We start from the raw sequence: 14,635 nt of genomic DNA, 5'->3' as shown, positions 1-14,635 counted from the left end.
CGGCGCACACGTCACGGTGGGAGGACTCCCCCGCGCGCAAGACGTCCTAAACGTCCACCGAAGTCAGCTGATCGTGGCCGACCGCGCCGACCGGCGCGAGAGCTGGACCGGGTGACACAGGTCACCGTCGGCCGGCTGCCACCCCGCAGACCTTCAGGCCGTCCTCGCCGACCACGGTCAGCTCCGACGTCGTCCCGTCCGACCACGCCACGGGGACGACGCGGGTGTCGCCGTCCCGGCGGACCTCGCCCAGCTCCGGGTTCCCGTCCCCGAGGTACTCGCCGGCGACCTCGCCGGGATCCAGCCGGATGCGCTCGTCCTGGCACAGCAGGTCGTAGGCGGTCTCGGTGTCGTCGGCGGCGAGCGCGGCCAGGAACACCCCGCTCACCTCCTTCGCCTGGTCCGACGCCGTCCCCTTGAGGGTCAGCGCCAGCACCACCATGAGGACGGCGACGACGACCGTGCCGCCGAAGACGAGGACCAGCCACTTGCCCGAGCGCCGCGGCGTGCCGGTGTGCAGCGGTGCCGGGCCCTCGTCGTACAGGAACGGGCCCTGGGCCGTCATCCGCCGCTCACCTCCAGCTCGGCGCCTGCCGGCGGGCGGGGGTCGTCGCGGCCGTCGAGCCAGCCCTCGGGCAGGGCGACCGGCCGGGGCGGGCTGGTCCGCCCGCGCGGGGCGCCGAGGACGGCGACGGGGTAGGGCTGGTCCGGGATGCCCGCGAGCAGCCCGGCGAGCTCGTCGAGGCCGCTCACCATCGCCAGCGCGCGGCGGGTGTCGGAGCCCACCGAGAAGCCCTTGAGGTACCAGGCGACGTGCTTGCGGAAGTCGGTGCACCCGTGCAGCTCGCCCTGCTCCTCGCTCAGCAGCGTGGCGTGCCGGTGCATCACGGCCGCGACCTCGCGCAGGGTCGGCAGGGTCCGCTCGCTGCGGCCGGCGAAGGCGGCGGCCAGGTCGCCGAACAACCACGGCCGCCCGAGGCACCCGCGCCCGATGACGACGCCCGAGCACCCGGTCTCGGCGACCATGCGCAGCGCGTCGTCGGCCTCCCAGATGTCGCCGTTCCCGAGCACCGGGATGTCCACGGCCTCGACCAGGCGGGCGATCGGCGCCCAGTCGGCGGTGCCGCTGTAGAGCTGGTCGGCGGTGCGCCCGTGCAGCGTGATGGCCGCGGCACCCTCGTCCTGCGCCGTCCGGCCCGCCTCCAGGTAGGTGACGTGGTCGGCGTCGATCCCGATGCGGGTCTTCACCGTGACCGGCACGTCCTTCGCGGCGCGCACGGCGGAGCGGACGATGTCGCGGAACAGCACCCGCCGCCACGGCAGCGCCGACCCCCCGCCCTTGCGGGTCACCTTGGGCACAGGGCAGCCGAAGTTCAGGTCGATGTGCGCCGGGCGGGTGCCCGCGACGCCCTCGTCGACCAGCATCTCGACCGCCCGGCCGACGGTGGCGGGGTCGACCCCGTAGAGCTGGACGGAGAACGCGTCCTTCTCGTCGGCGGTCGCCCGGATCATGCGCAGCGTCTTCTCGTTGCGCTCGACCAGCGCGCGCGTGGTGATCATCTCGCAGACGTAGAGCCCGGCCCCGAACTCGCGGCACAACGTGCGGAAGGCCGGGTTGGTGATGCCGGCCATCGGCGCGAGGACGACGGCGGGGTCGACCGCGAGCGCGCCCAGCTTCAGGGCAGGCAGCGGCGTGGTCACGACATCCAGGGTAGGCGGCGACCTGCGTCACCCCCGCCGCCCGGGCCGGAAGAGGACGCCGAGCGTTGTCCCTGCCCCGGCCGTTCCGGGTGCCGGAACGGCCGGCGGCGGGACGACGCTCCGGCCCGAGCGTCCTCAGCAGCCGGGGAGGCGGGCTCCCAGGTAGGACTCGACCTGGTCGAGGGCCACGCGCTCCTGGCTCATCGAGTCGCGCTCGCGGATGGTCACGGCCTGGTCCTCGAGGGTGTCGAAGTCGACGGTGATGCAGAACGGCGTCCCGACCTCGTCCTGCCGGCGGTACCGGCGGCCGATGGCGCCGGCGTCGTCGAAGTCGACGTTCCAGTTCCGGCGCAGCGCGGCGGCGAGGTCCTTCGCCTTGGGCGAGAGGTCCGCGTTGCGCGACAGCGGCAGGACGGCGGCCTTCACCGGTGCCAGCCGCGGGTCGAGCTTCAGCACGGTGCGGGTGTCGACGCCGCCCTTGGCGTTGGGCGCCTCGTCCTCGGTGTACGCCTCGATGAGGAAGGCCATCAGCGAGCGCGTGAGGCCCGCTGCCGGCTCGATCACGTACGGCGTCCAGCGGGTGTTGGTGGCCTGGTCGAAGTACGACAGGTCGGTCCCCGAGTGCTCGGAGTGCGTCGACAGGTCGAAGTCGGTCCGGTTGGCGATGCCCTCGAGCTCGCCCCACTCCGAGCCCTGGAAGCCGAAGCGGTACTCGATGTCGACGGTGCGCTTCGAGTAGTGCGACAGCTTCTCCTTCGGGTGCTCGAAGTGCCGCAGGTTGTCGGCGTCGATGCCGAGGTCGGTGTACCAGCGGGTGCGCTCGTCGATCCAGTACTGGTGCCACTCCTCGTCGCTGCCCGGCTCGACGAAGAACTCCATCTCCATCTGCTCGAACTCGCGGGTGCGGAAGATGAAGTTGCCCGGCGTGATCTCGTTGCGGAACGACTTGCCGATCTGGCCGATGCCGAACGGCGGCTTCTTGCGCGCGGCGCCCATGACGTTGGCGAAGTTGACGAAGATGCCCTGCGCGGTCTCCGGCCGCAGGTAGTGCAGGCCGGACTCGTCCTCGACCGGGCCGAGGTAGGTCTTCAGCATCATGTTGAAGTCGCGGGGCTCGGTCCACTGCCCCTTGGTGCCGCAGTTCGGGCAGGTGATGTCCGCGAGGCCGTTCTCCGGCGCGCGGCCCTTCTTCGCCTCGAACTCCTCCTCGAGGTGGTCGGCCCGGAAGCGCTTGTGGCAGTGCTGGCACTCGGTGAGCGGGTCGGTGAAGACGCCCACGTGACCGGAGGCCACCCACACCTGCCGCGGCAGGATCACCGACGAGTCCAGGCCGACGATGTCGTCCCGGCTCTGGACGACGGTGCGCCACCACTGCCTCTTGATGTTCTCCTTGAGCTCCACCCCCAGCGGGCCGTAGTCCCACGCGGAGCGGGTCCCGCCGTAGATCTCACCCGACGGGAAGACGAACCCCCGGCGCTTGCAGAGGTTGACGACCTTGTCGAGTCGCTGGGGGTCGTGCTTGGCGGTGCTCACGCGGAGGGCTCCATCCGGCTGGCGGTCGGCGGTTGACCCGCCCACGGTAGTCGGCACCGTCCACCCGCCCGGCGGCCCCCGGGGTCACCCGGTGGAGAGGACGACGGCCGCCGCTCCTGCCCGTCCGACGAGGTCGGCCGTCCCGTCGATGGTCGCGCCGCGCAGCATCATCACCAGCAGCACGACGCCCAGCGCGAGCAGCAGGAGCGCGAGCCCCACGATCCAGGGCCAGGTGCGGCGCCGGGGGCGGGGCCGCGGCCCCACCGTCACGTCGACCGCCGGTGGGGTGCCGAACTCGAGCGTGCGGTGCGGCGGCCTCGGCACCGCGGTGTCGATGGTGACGGTCGGCTCGTCCGGACGCACCGGGGGCGTGGGCAGCTTCCCTGCCGCGACGTCGGCCCGCACCGCGCGGCCCGGCGTCGGTGGCCGGGCGACGCGGAGCGTCGGGTCCGGCGGCGGCTCGGTCATCGCGCGTCCTCCGTGGTCCACCGGGTCGCGCCCCGCTCCCCCGCGCCCGTCCAGGCCTCCATGCCCGGCCGGGCGGCCGGTCACGCCTCGACGGTCTCCCCCGGCGGCGGGGACGCGGCGAAGCGCAGGGCCAGGGCGGCGCGGATCTCGACGTGGCGCGCGAGGAAGGCCCGCTCGTCGAGCCGCTTGCGCCGGAGCCAGCCGGTCACCTCGTCGTTGCACTTGCTGGCGTTGCAGGAGCGGCAGGCCGGCGCGATGTTGTCGAGCGTGTAGCGCCCACCCCGCGAGACGGGCAGCACGCAGTCGCGCTGGAGCGGGACGCCCGTCGCGCCGCAGTACGCGCACCCGCCCCAGGTCTCCTGGAGCACCGCCCACTGCTCGGCGCTGAGGTCGTGCTCGACCAACTGCATCCGTCGCTTGCGCTTGCGGGCATACCGCGCGCTCGCGGTCCGGCTCGCCACGACCGGAGCGTAGGGCCGCGCGGTCAGTCGGTGAGGTAGACACCCGGTTCGTCGAGGGCGTGCACCCAGACGGGCGCGCCGGCGATCTTCACCTCGGCCGCCGACAGCGCCCGCCGGTAGGCCCCGACGCCGTCCCAGCGGGTGACCAGGGCCCACAGGGACGGGTCGTCGGCCGCGCGGCCGAGCTCACCGGAGACGAAGCCGGGCCGGGCGCCGAGCGCTGCCAGCAGCGGCGCGACGGCGGCCGCGAGGGCCTCGCCGTCCTCCCCCGACGCGCGGAACCGGGTCACTGCGAACACTCCGACCTCCTCCTGCCGCCGGAGACGTTGCCATGCCCCCGGCACGACGCGGGCGGGCGGGCACCGAGGTGCCCGCCCGCCCGGAGCCGGATCAGAAGAAGTCGCAGACCGTCAGGTCCTCCTGGACGTAGACCAGCAGGGTGAAGGTCTCGCCGTCCTCCATCGCCAGGGTGAAAGCGCCGATGTCCGAGCCGGACGCCGGGTCGAACTGGATGCTGTCGAACGTCCCCTCCGTGAAGCCGACGCCACCGAGCGTCTGCTCGTAGAAGTACCGGCCCAGCTCGTAGGCCGGGTCGCCGCCGGCGGCCGCGGCGGCGGCGGAGTCCCGGACCGCGGCGCAGGAGAGGTCGTAGGCGGTCTGCCAGTCGCCGTCGGCCAGGGCGTCCACCCAAGCCAGCGCCACCTCGTCCGAGCCGGCATAGGCGTTGCCGGCGGCCACCGTGGGCTCGTCGGCCACCTGGGCACCGCCGGGGAGGTCGCCGAGGGAGGACTCGCGGCTGGGCTCGGCCGAGGACGTCGTCGGTGCGCTCGACGTGGTGGAGGCCGCCGCCCGCTCCTCGGACCCGGAGTCGCCGCCGCCGAGGAGCAGGACCAGGGCGATCCCGATGCCCGAGAGCAGCACCGCTCCACCGACGATCAGCCAGGGCAGCAGGTTCTTCCTGGCCGGCGGCTGGGGCGGCGCGCCGTACGTCCCCGGCTGGCCGTACCCCTGAGGGGGCTGGGGTGGCGGGACGGGCTGGCCGTAGGGGGCGGGCTGGCCGTAGGGCGGTCCGTACGGTCCGGGGGGCTGGGTCATCGCTGCGTGAGCTCTCTCGGGCGGGGCGCGGATGGGCGGTGCTCGCCCGTGGCTGAGCACCGTAGTGGGGAGGCGCCCGGATCGGAGCCGGATACCGCGCAGTGTCGACGGCGGCGCGTCAGGCGCTGCCGAACCGCCGCTGCCGCGACGCGTACTCCTCGCAGGCCGCCCACAGGTGCCGCCGGTCGAAGTCCGGCCAGAGCGTGTCCAGGAAGACGAACTCGGCGTACGCCGACTGCCACAGCAGGAAGTTGCTGGTGCGGTTCTCCCCCGAGCTGCGGACGAACAGGTCGACGTCGGGCATGTCGGGCTCGTCGAGGAACCGGGCCACGGTCTTCTCGTCGATCTTGTCCGGGTTGAGCCGTCCGGCCGCCACCTCGCGGGCGATGGCCGCGGTGGCGTCGGCGATCTCCGCCCGCCCTCCGTAGTTGACGCACATGGTCAGCGTGAGGACGTCGTTGTCGCGGGTCAGCTCCTCGGCGATCTCGAGCTCGTCGATGACGCTGCGCCACAGCCGGGGCCGACGGCCGGCCCAGCGCACGCGCACGCCCAGCTCGTGCATCTCGTCCCGCCGCCGGCGGATGACGTCGCGGTTGAAGCCCATGAGGAAGCGGACCTCGTCCGGGCTGCGCCGCCAGTTCTCCGTGGAGAAGGCGTAGGCGCTGATCGCGCCGATGCCGAGCTCGATGGCGCCTTCGACGCAGTCGAACAGCGAGGACTCCCCCGCCTCGTGGCCGGCCGTCCGGGGCAGCCCGCGCTGCTTGGCCCAGCGGCCGTTGCCGTCCATGACGATGGCGACGTGCTTCGGCACCTTGTCCTTGGGCAGTTCCGGCGGCCGCGCGCCCGACGGGTGCGGGTTCGGGGCCTTCACCTCGCGCCTCACAGGGGCACGCCCGCTTCCCGGCGGGGCGCCGCCGCGTCGGACCGGTCGACCAGCGGCAGCGAACGCAGCCCGCGCTCCAGGTGCCACTGCAGCAGGGCGGCCACCAGGCCGCTGCCCTCCCGGCGGTTGGTGCCCTGCGAGGCCTCGGCGCGGTCCCAGTCGCCGGTGAGGAGGGCGTCGAGCAGCTCGAGGGTGACCGGGTTGGGCATCGCCGAGCCGGTCGGCCGGCACGGCGGGCAGACGGTGCCGCCGGCGGGCACGGAGAAGTGCCGGTGCGGCCCCTCCTCACCGCATCGGGCGCAGTCGGACAGCGCCGGCTCCCACCCGGCCACCGACATGGCGCGGAGGAGGAAGGCATCGAGGACCAGCCCGGCCGGATGGGTGCGCTCGGCGAGCGCCCGCAGCGCGCCGACGACCAGGAGGAACAGCCGGAGCGAGGGCTCCTTCTCCTCCGAGGTCAGCCGGTCGGCGGTCTCCAGCACGGCGGTGCCGGCGGTGTAGCAGGGGTAGTCGTCGACGATGTCGTTCCCGTAGGAGCGGATGGACTCCGCCTGGCTGACGATGTCGAGGTTGCGGCCGGTGTAGAGCTGCAGGTCGACGTGGCTGAACGGCTCGAGCCGCGACCCGAACTTGCTCTTCGTGCGCCGCACGCCCTTCGCCACCGCCCGCACCTTGCCGTGCCGGCGGGTCAGCACGGTGACGATGCGGTCGGCCTCGCCGAGCTTCTGGGTGCGCAGGACGATGCCTTCGTCCCGGTACAGCGCCTTCGGGGTGTGCGCGCTCATCAGTAGCCCAGCCGGTTGAGCTTCTTGGGGTCGTCCTGCCACTCGCCGAGCACGGTGACGTGCAGCTCGAGGTGCACGCGGGCGCCGAGCAGCGTCTCCATCCCGGCGCGCGCCTCGCTGCCGATCGCCTTGATGATCTGCCCGCCCTTGCCCAGCAGCATCGGCTTCTGGCTGTTGCGCTCGACGTGCAGCAGCGCGTGCACCTCGACCAGCTCGCCGCCGGGCTTCTTCGGGTCGGGACGCCGCAGCATCTCCTCGACGCTGACCGCGAGCGAGTGCGGCACCTCCTGGCGCACCTTCTCCAGGGCCGCCTCGCGGATCAGCTCGGCGATCTGCCGCTCGACGTCCTCGTCGGTGGTCTGCTCCTCCGGGTACAGCGGCGGCCCCTCGGGCAGCAGCTTGATCAGCAGGTCCTCGAGCAGCTCGACCTGGTCGCCGCTGACCGCGCTGACGGGCACCACCTCGGCGGCCTCGACCAGCTGGCTGGCGGCGATCAGCTGCTCGGCGATCTGCTTCTTGCTCGCCGCGTCGGTCTTGGTGACCACGACGACGACCGGCGCCTTCACCTCGCGCAGCTGGCGGGCGATGAACGCGTCACCGGTGCCGACGGGCTGGTCGGCGGGGATGCAGAAGACGATCACGTCGACGTCGGAGAGCGTGTCGCGGACGACGTCGTTCAGTCGCTTGCCCAGGAGGCTCTTCGGCTTGTGCAGGCCGGGGGTGTCGACGAGCACGATCTGGCCGCCGGGCCGGTGCACGACCCCGCGGATGGCGTGCCGGGTGGTCTGCGGGCGGTTGCTGACGATGCCGACCTTCTCGCCGACCAGCGCGTTGGTCAGCGTGGTCTTCCCGGCGTTGGGGCGGCCCACGAGGGCGGCGAAGCCGCTGCGGTGCGGCGCCTGGTCCGGGGTGGTCACGGCACCAGTCTCCCACCGGGGTGCGACGGCACCGGCCCCGCTCCTGTGGCCCCTGGGATGATCGGGGCATGGCGCGACAGCAGGGCCTGCCGGTACGGGCCGCCAGAGAGCGGGATCTCCACCTGGAGCAGGTCCGCGGGTACGGCTTCTTCGCGGGGCGCGGACCCAAGAGCCGGGCGACGACCGTGCCCGCTCCCCTGCGCTACTGGCAGTACGACCTGCCGCGGCCGGTGCCGCTGGTCTTCACAGTGGTCGTCGTCGCCATCTGGCTGGGCTTCTTCGGCTGGCGCGGCGGGCAGGCGGCGGTCGTCGACGAGGCTCCGCTGGCACTGGGGCTCGGGCTGCTCGTGCTGCTGTGCAACGTCGGCCGGTTCACGGTGTCGGCGCACGGGATGTCCCTCGACGTCGGCGCGACCCGGACGCCCTCGACCGGTGTCGTCCCGCTGGTCCTGGTCCGCGAGGTGCGCGTCGGGCCGCCCCCGGAGGAGTGGCCGCGCGCGGCACGGAAGGGCGGGTGGCTCCCCGGCCGCACCCGGGTGTCGGTCCGGCACCTGGCCGAGGACGGCACGACGGAGGCGGCGTTCACCCGCTGGGTCCGGAACGCCGGCGAGTTCGCCCGGGCCGTGGACCGCCCGCTGCAGACGGGCTGACGGTGGCCGGCGACCCGCTCGAGGAGTACCTCGCCCTCTACGACGAGGCGGCGGGCCGCCTGTTCGTCGAGCTGGACGGCGCCATCCGCGCGGCGGCGCCGGAGCTCGACTCGGCGATCAAGTACCGGCTGCTCAGCTACACCGTCGAGCGGGACTGGCGGCACTGGGTGTGCGCCGTCAACGCGACGAAGTCCGCCGTCTGCCTGCGGTTCCTCTGGGGCGTGCTGCTCGACGACCCACTGGGCGTGCTCCGCCCGGGGACGTCGACGCTGATGACCTGGGACATCCCGCGGGGCGGCGAGATCGACACCGCGGCCGTCGGCGGCTACGTGCGGGAGGCGCTCGACCGGCGGGAGCACTTCCTCGCGAACGCCGACGAGATCAGCGCTGCCGCGCGGGAGCGGTACGGCCGCTAGGCGGTGGTGCGCAGCACCCCGTCGGGACCGGCGAGGTGCACGGGCGCCGACGGCGTGAGGTCTCGGACGGCGGCCAGGCCCTCCTGCTCGACGGCGTCGGCGGCCGACACGATGGCGGCGGCCTCCAGGCCCTCGACACCGCTGGACACGGCGGCGGCCACCGCGGCCTGCAGCGCCGACAGCCTCAGCGAGGGCAGGGCGACCGTCGCGGCGACGTAGGTCCGGCCGTCGGTGTCGCGGACGGCGGCGCCCTCGGGCGCACCGGTGCGGCCGCGGGCGGAGCGGGCGAGCGTGACGAGCTTGGCGTCCTCGGGCTGGAGATCAGGCACGGCGTCTGCGGCAGTCACAGCGAGTCAGCCTTCCACGGGGGCGGGCTCCTCGTGGCGGGAGGCCCCCCGCCCGCGCGGCTCCTCGGACTCCTCCTCGGTCTCCGGCTCGACCCGGCAGACCAGCAGGGTGTCGATCCGGTTGCGCCGTCCGCCGGTGCTCTCGGCGACCAGCCGCAGTCCGTTCAGCTCCGCGGACGCGCCCTCGATCGGCACCCGGCCCAGCGCCCGCGCGAGCAGGCCGCCCACGGTCTCGACGTCGTCGTCCTGGGGCAGGTCGACGCCGAAGAGCTCGGCGAGGTCCTCGACCGGCAGGCGGGCGGTCACCCGGGCCGAGCCGTCCTCGAGCTGCTCGACCGGCGGCCGCTGGAAGGCGTCGTGCTCGTCGGCGATCTCGCCGACGATCTCCTCGAGGATGTCCTCGATGGTCACCAGCCCGGCGAAGCCGCCGTACTCGTCGACGACGATCGCGATGTGGATGCGCTGGGCCTGCATGTCGCGCAGCAGCTCGTCGACCGGCTTCGACTCCGGCACGAAGGTCGGCGTCCGCATCAGCTCCTCGACCTTGGGCCCGCGCTGGTCGCCGGAGTTCTGCGACCGGCGGACCAGGTCCTTGAGGTAGACGACGCCCACGACGTCGTCGACGTTCTCACCGATCACGGGGATGCGGCTGAACCCGCTGCGCAGCGCCAGCGCCAGTGCCTGGCGGACGGTCTTGCCGCGCTCGATCCAGACGACGTCGGTGCGCGGGACCATGACCTCGCGGGCGATCGTGTCGCCCAGCTCGAACACCGAGTGGATCATGTTGCGCTCGCCGGACTCCACGACTCCGCGCTCCTCGGCGAGGTCGACCAGCTCGCGCAGCTCCACCTCGGAGGAGAACGGGCCGTCGCGGAAGCCACGGCCGGGAGTGATCATGTTGCCGATCAGGATGAGCAGCGTGGCGACGGGTCCGAGCACGCGCCCGAGCAGCCGGACGACGCCCGCGCTGGCGAGGGCCGTCCCGTACGCGTGCTGGCGGCCCAGGGTGCGCGGCCCGACGCCGATCAGCACGTAGCTGACGACGATCATCACGCCGGCCGAGGCGAGCACCGTCTGCCAGCTGCTGCCCCACAGGTCGTAGAAGAGGACGGTCACCACGACCGCCGCGACCATCTCGCAGACGATCCGCAGCAGGAGCAGCAGGGCCACGTGGCGGGCCCGCTCGAGCACGACCTCCTCGAGGGCGTCCGCGCGCTTCTGGCCCTCGCGGCGCATCTCCTCGACCCGCGCCTTGGACACCCGCTGGATGGCGGCGTCCATGGCGGCGAACAGGCCGGCGAGGGGCACCAGCAGGATGGCGACCACCAGCATGGTGATCTCGCCCGAGCTCATCGGGGTCCCGGCTCCCGGGTCGCCGGCTCGCCGGTCACCGGCTGCCGCGGTGCGGCGCGCCAGCCCTCGATGAGCTTCTGCTGGAGACCGAACATCTCCTTCTCCTCGTCGGGCTCCATGTGGTCGTAGCCGAGCAGGTGCAGCACGCCGTGCGTGGCCAGCAGGATCAGCTCGTCGTCCATGGAGTGCCCGGCGGCCCGCGCCTGGCGGACCGCGACCGCGGGGCAGAGCACGACGTCGCCCAGCAGGGCCGGGCCCGGCTCGGGGTCGTCGGGACGGGCGGTGTCCAGCTCGTCCATCGGGAAGGCCAGGACGTCGGTCGGCCCCTTCTCCCCCATCCAGCGCTCGTGCAGGCTGCTCATGTACTCGACGTCGACGCACAGCACCGACAGCTCGGCCATCGGGTTGACCTGCATCTCGCCCAGCACGAAGCGGCAGATGCCGGCCAGCTCGGCCTCGTCCACCGCGATCTCGGACTCGTTGGCGACCTCGACGGGCACGCGGTCAGCTCCCCTGGCGGCGCGGGCGGGACGACCGGACCGGTGCGCCGGCGCCCGGTCGGGCGGCGGCGGGCTGCCGGGTGGCGTCCCACCGCTCGTAGGCGTCGACGATGTTGCCCACCAGGCGGTGGCGGACGACGTCGGTGCTGGTCAGGTTGGCGAAGTGCACGTCGTCGATGCCGTCGAGGATCTCGCGGACGATCTTGAGCCCGCTCTGCGCGCCGCCGGGCAGGTCGACCTGCGTGATGTCACCGGTGACCACGATCTTCGACCCGAAGCCGAGGCGGGTGAGAAACATCTTCATCTGCTCGGCGGTGGTGTTCTGCGCCTCGTCGAGGATGACGAACGCGTCGTTCAGCGTGTTGTGCGTGACCAGGAAGTCATCGGTGACGTAGAGCGAATCCTGCGCGCCGACCTGGATGCACATCGTGTCCATCTCGCCGACCGGCTCGATGCTGTGGACGAATCGCATCGGTCGTCCACCGCCCGCGGCGTCGTACGCCGCTCGCTTGCGCGCGAGGCGGAAAGGCTGGATGCCGGCAGGAAGCCGGATGTCCAGGATGTGGCTCGCGTGCCGGTGGTGCACCGGCCGCCCCAGGGCAAGGCCCGGTCGGCGCCCGATCGCCGGGCGGGTGCGTGAGGTGACCACGCCGCCCAGCGAGCGGACGAGGAACATCACGTCGTCCCGGAGGCGAGTCGACGTCGTCGTGTACTGGACGCGGCAGGTGCGCCCCCGCTGCGTGACGGGGCCACCGTCACTGTCGAGAAGCCCCTGCAGCAGCGCGGTCCGGACCTCCGCCGAGTTGTGGGAGTACACCCAGGGGACGAACTTCGTCGCCGAACGCGTGCCCGCCAGACCGAGCTCTCGGATCGCCTCCGTCACCGGGTTGGCGATCCGGAGCCCGCCGCGGCCGCCGTCCACGTGCCGAAGGCTGTAGTCCGGCCCCGCCTTGTGCACCACCTCGATCCCGTCCAGCGCCGACTCCAGCGCGACGACGAGTTCCTGATCAGCGGTGGCGAAGGATGGCGTCGTGGAGGTCGTCAGGCAACCGTCGCCGAGCAGGAGCCCGAGCGCGTACGGATCGAGCGGCACTTCCTGAGGCTCGAACTCCACCGCGTCGACGAGCGGCAGCTCGTATCGGTGTGCACCGGCACCCCAGCGCAGGTTCCCGACCATCTCCTGCGTTTCGAGAGTCCGCTCCGTGCCGCGTCGCCGGTCGTCGGGCGTCGTCACGGTCCACAGGTGCTCTCCGCAGGCCAGCGTCGAGGCACCGTCCTGGGTGGTGACCCGGTAGACCACCTTCTTGCCCTGCGGGTAGATGCCCAGCACCGGAGTGGGCAGACCATCGGAACCGACGACGAGGTCACCGACCTGCAGCGACCCGATCGGCATGAAGCCGTTGGGCGTGAGCACCTGCGCGTCGTAAGGCTGCGCCCGCCCGCGCATGTAGGCCAGCGGGGCGACCTCGATGGTGCCGGCGGCCATGAGCCGCGGGATCGACTCGGGGTCGACCATGTCGTGCAGCGCGTCGTACAGCGGCCGCAGGTAGGGGTCGATCTTCTCGCTCAGCGTGCCGGGCAGGTAGCCGAGGCGCTCGCCTGCCTCGACCGCCGGGCGGGTCAGGATGATCCGGTTGACCTGCTTGGTCTGCAGCGCCTGCACGGCCTTGGCCATGGCGAGGTAGGTCTTGCCGGTACCGGCCGGGCCGATGCCGAAGACGATGGTGTTCTCGTCGATCGCGTCGACGTAGCGCTTCTGGTTCAGCGTCTTCGGGCGGATCGTGCGGCCCCGGCGGCTGATGATGTCCAGGCTCAGGACGTCGGCCGGCCGCTCGGACCCGCCGCTCTTCAGCATGGCGATGACCCGGCGGACCGAGTCAGGCCGCAGGGCCTGGCCGGTGCCGAGCAGGGCGATCAGCTCGTCGAAGACCCGGACGGCGAAGGCGTTGTCGGCCGGCTGGCCGGTGACGGCGATCTCGTTGCCGCGCACGTGGACGTCGGCGTCGACCTCGGCCTCGACCAGGCGGAGCAGCTCGTCGGCCGAGCCCAGGAGGGCGACCATCGAGACGGACTCGGGAACGGTGATGGTGGCGCGGACAGCAGCGGGAACAGCGCCGTCGGCGGGCATCCCGAGGTGGCCGTCCGCGGCTGCGGCCTGGGCCGACGCGTCACGGGACATGGGGGCGCCGGGCACGGGCACGTTCGGGGAGGTGTCGGGCAAGAACCCTCGACCCTGCCTTCCTTCGATGGACGAGCGGACCCGCGCGAGTCTACCCGCGCCCGGCCACCGGGAATCCCGCTTCGCTCCTCGGGGGGAGCACCCGGTCAGCGGCCGGAGTAGGTGGCCTTCCCCGGCCCTTCGGTGAGGAAGGAGGCGACGGCGCCCCGCAGGTCCTCGGTGGCGAACAGCGCGCCCGAGACCTCCGGCACGAGCGCGTCCGCCGCGCGGGCGCCGTTCCGGATCGTCTCGGCGACCAGCCGCTTGGTCGCCGCGTGCGCGACCGTGGGGCCGGCGGCCACCCGGCGGGCGTACTCGCGGGCCGCCGCGGCGAACCCGTCGTCGGGCAGCACCCGGTTGACCACGTTCCAGCGCTCGAGGACGGCGGCCGGGTAGCGCTCGCCGGTGAAGACCAGCTCGCGGGCGCGGGCCGGCCCGGCCCGCTCGGCCAGGCGCTGCGGCCCGCCCATCGACGGCGTGAGGCCGACGACGATCTCCACCAGCCCGAACGACGCCTTCTCGGCGGCCAGCAGGATGTCGCAGGCCAGCGCCAGCTCGAACGCCGCGGTCAGGGTGAGCCCGTGGGCGGCGTAGACGGTGGGGACGGGCAGGTCCTCGATGGTCTGCGACGCCTTCAGCAGCCGGGCCCAGAGTTCCGCGCCCCGCTCGGCCGGCTCGGGCCCCTCGGCGATGGCCTGGAACTCGGTGACGTCGACGCCGCCGGACACGACCTTGCCGCGCGCCTCGAACAGCACCGCACGGGCGCGGTCCGGCCGCGCCGGATCGGTGAGCCCGACCAGCTCGCCGGCCACGGACTCGAGGGCGTCGAACACCCGCCCGTCGAAGAGGTTCAGCGGCGGGTTGTCCAGGACGACGACGGCGACGTCGCCGTCACGCTCGATCCGGAGGGGCGCGGTCTCGGTCATGCGCCGATCCTCGCAGGGCGGGTCAGCCGGGCGGCCAGCCGAGTCCGCGTCCGCCGAGGACGTGCAGGTGCAGGTGGTCCACCGACTGCCCCGCCTGCGGCCCGGTGTTGGTGACGACGCGGTAGCCCGGCTCGATGCCGCCGTCGGTCACCAGGCCCTCCTGGACGGCGACGGCGTGGGCGGCGCGGGCGACGTCGGCGAGCAGCTCGCCGTCCGCCGCGGCGAGCGCCCCGAGGTTGCGGTGGTGCTCCTTCGGGATCACCAGCACGTGCGTGGGCGCCTGCGGGTTGATGTCGCGGAACGCCAGCACCCGGTCGGTCTCGTGGACGACGTCGGCGGGGATCTCACCGGCGACCATGCGGCAGAAGAGGCAGTCGGTCAC

Annotated in this window: 18 protein-coding genes; 2 read left to right on the top strand and 16 right to left on the bottom strand. The window is 73.1% G+C overall.

What is annotated here, in order from left to right:
- Positions 1–121: 121 nt before the first annotated feature.
- From DCS98_RS11485 to era, 10 genes are all read right to left on the bottom strand, one after another.
- Positions 122–565: a hypothetical protein gene (locus DCS98_RS11485; RefSeq protein WP_116451475.1), complete on the bottom strand. Its 444-nt coding sequence runs from the start codon at positions 563–565 to the stop codon at positions 122–124.
- On the bottom strand, positions 562–1,701 hold the full coding sequence (gene dusB, locus DCS98_RS11480) for a tRNA dihydrouridine synthase DusB (protein WP_116451474.1): 1,140 nt from the start codon (positions 1,699–1,701) through the stop codon (positions 562–564). The genes DCS98_RS11485 and dusB overlap by 4 nt, the downstream gene beginning before the upstream one ends.
- A 135-nt stretch (positions 1,702–1,836) precedes the next feature.
- Entirely contained in the window at positions 1,837–3,234 is a 1,398-nt protein-coding gene (locus tag DCS98_RS11475) for a glycine--tRNA ligase (RefSeq protein ID WP_116451473.1), read from the bottom strand.
- An 84-nt stretch (positions 3,235–3,318) separates the two neighbouring features.
- Positions 3,319–3,702 carry a hypothetical protein gene (locus DCS98_RS11470; RefSeq protein ID WP_116451472.1) on the bottom strand — a complete coding sequence of 128 codons (384 nt, stop codon included), beginning with the start codon at positions 3,700–3,702 and terminating at the stop codon, positions 3,319–3,321.
- Between the two features lie 80 nt (positions 3,703–3,782).
- Positions 3,783–4,163 carry an HNH endonuclease gene (locus DCS98_RS11465; protein WP_241037604.1) on the bottom strand — a complete coding sequence of 127 codons (381 nt, stop codon included), beginning with the start codon at positions 4,161–4,163 and terminating at the stop codon, positions 3,783–3,785.
- A 23-nt stretch (positions 4,164–4,186) separates the two neighbouring features.
- Positions 4,187–4,462, bottom strand: a complete 276-nt coding sequence (locus DCS98_RS11460) for an antibiotic biosynthesis monooxygenase (protein WP_116451470.1) — start codon at positions 4,460–4,462, stop codon at positions 4,187–4,189.
- Between the two features lie 91 nt (positions 4,463–4,553).
- Positions 4,554–5,258, bottom strand: coding sequence for a hypothetical protein (locus DCS98_RS11455; protein WP_164704519.1), 705 nt, complete (start codon positions 5,256–5,258; stop codon positions 4,554–4,556).
- Positions 5,259–5,376: 118 nt separating this feature from the next.
- Positions 5,377–6,129, bottom strand: coding sequence for an isoprenyl transferase (locus DCS98_RS11450; protein ID WP_241037602.1), 753 nt, complete (start codon positions 6,127–6,129; stop codon positions 5,377–5,379).
- Positions 6,130–6,137: 8 nt separating this feature from the next.
- A complete protein-coding gene (gene recO, locus DCS98_RS11445; protein WP_116451467.1) occupies positions 6,138–6,926 on the bottom strand; it encodes a DNA repair protein RecO in 789 nt (262 codons plus the stop codon).
- On the bottom strand, positions 6,926–7,843 hold the full coding sequence (era, locus tag DCS98_RS11440) for a GTPase Era (protein ID WP_116451466.1): 918 nt from the start codon (positions 7,841–7,843) through the stop codon (positions 6,926–6,928). Before era ends, recO begins: the two co-directional genes overlap by 1 nt.
- 68 nt (positions 7,844–7,911) lie before the next feature.
- Between era and DCS98_RS23000 the strand changes: the two genes are divergently transcribed.
- Both DCS98_RS23000 and DCS98_RS11435 read left to right on the top strand, forming a co-directional pair.
- Positions 7,912–8,493: a hypothetical protein gene (locus DCS98_RS23000; RefSeq protein ID WP_164704518.1), complete on the top strand. Its 582-nt coding sequence runs from the start codon at positions 7,912–7,914 to the stop codon at positions 8,491–8,493.
- 2 nt (positions 8,494–8,495) lie between these two features.
- Positions 8,496–8,909, top strand: coding sequence for a DUF1801 domain-containing protein (locus DCS98_RS11435; protein WP_164704517.1), 414 nt, complete (start codon positions 8,496–8,498; stop codon positions 8,907–8,909).
- Here the strand turns inward: DCS98_RS11435 and DCS98_RS11430 are convergent.
- The 6 genes from DCS98_RS11430 to DCS98_RS11405 all read right to left on the bottom strand — a co-directional run bounded on the left by DCS98_RS11430 (position 8,906) and on the right by DCS98_RS11405 (position 14,635).
- A complete protein-coding gene (locus tag DCS98_RS11430; protein ID WP_116451562.1) occupies positions 8,906–9,238 on the bottom strand; it encodes a cytidine deaminase in 333 nt (110 codons plus the stop codon). The two genes, DCS98_RS11435 and DCS98_RS11430, sit on opposite strands and share 4 nt — an antisense overlap.
- Positions 9,239–9,262: 24 nt before the next feature.
- On the bottom strand, positions 9,263–10,609 hold the full coding sequence (locus DCS98_RS11425) for a hemolysin family protein (protein WP_116451464.1): 1,347 nt from the start codon (positions 10,607–10,609) through the stop codon (positions 9,263–9,265).
- Entirely contained in the window at positions 10,606–11,109 is a 504-nt protein-coding gene (gene ybeY / locus DCS98_RS11420; RefSeq protein ID WP_116451463.1) for an rRNA maturation RNase YbeY, read from the bottom strand. Before ybeY ends, DCS98_RS11425 begins: the two co-directional genes overlap by 4 nt.
- 4 nt (positions 11,110–11,113) lie before the next feature.
- Positions 11,114–13,330, bottom strand: coding sequence for a PhoH family protein (locus DCS98_RS24100; RefSeq protein WP_206340199.1), 2,217 nt, complete (start codon positions 13,328–13,330; stop codon positions 11,114–11,116).
- Between the two features lie 104 nt (positions 13,331–13,434).
- A complete protein-coding gene (locus tag DCS98_RS11410) occupies positions 13,435–14,253 on the bottom strand; it encodes an enoyl-CoA hydratase/isomerase family protein (RefSeq protein WP_116451462.1) in 819 nt (272 codons plus the stop codon).
- Between the two features lie 22 nt (positions 14,254–14,275).
- Positions 14,276–14,635 carry a histidine triad nucleotide-binding protein gene (locus tag DCS98_RS11405; RefSeq protein ID WP_241037600.1) on the bottom strand — a complete coding sequence of 120 codons (360 nt, stop codon included), beginning with the start codon at positions 14,633–14,635 and terminating at the stop codon, positions 14,276–14,278.

The organism is Blastococcus litoris, assembly GCF_003075095.1.
In the GTDB taxonomy this organism is placed as follows: domain Bacteria; phylum Actinomycetota; class Actinomycetes; order Mycobacteriales; family Geodermatophilaceae; genus Blastococcus_B; species Blastococcus_B litoris.
The sequence above is the reverse complement of the archived record's forward strand: the minus strand, read 5'-3'. Positions and strand labels throughout refer to the sequence as shown.

What these genes read in the sequence shown, in the direction of transcription:
- DCS98_RS11455 (WP_164704519.1), bottom strand. Translation starts at nt 5,258, where the DNA reads ATGACCCAGCCCCCCGGACCGTACGGACCGCCCTACGGCCAGCCCGCC.
- recO (WP_116451467.1), bottom strand. Translation starts at nt 6,926, where the DNA reads ATGAGCGCGCACACCCCGAAGGCGCTGTACCGGGACGAAGGCATCGTC.
- DCS98_RS11410 (WP_116451462.1), bottom strand. Translation starts at nt 14,253, where the DNA reads ATGACCGAGACCGCGCCCCTCCGGATCGAGCGTGACGGCGACGTCGCC.
- DCS98_RS11470 (WP_116451472.1), bottom strand. Translation starts at nt 3,702, where the DNA reads ATGACCGAGCCGCCGCCGGACCCGACGCTCCGCGTCGCCCGGCCACCG.
- DCS98_RS23000 (WP_164704518.1), top strand. Translation starts at nt 7,912, where the DNA reads ATGGCGCGACAGCAGGGCCTGCCGGTACGGGCCGCCAGAGAGCGGGAT.
- DCS98_RS11425 (WP_116451464.1), bottom strand. Translation starts at nt 10,609, where the DNA reads ATGAGCTCGGGCGAGATCACCATGCTGGTGGTCGCCATCCTGCTGGTG.
- DCS98_RS11485 (WP_116451475.1), bottom strand. Translation starts at nt 565, where the DNA reads ATGACGGCCCAGGGCCCGTTCCTGTACGACGAGGGCCCGGCACCGCTG.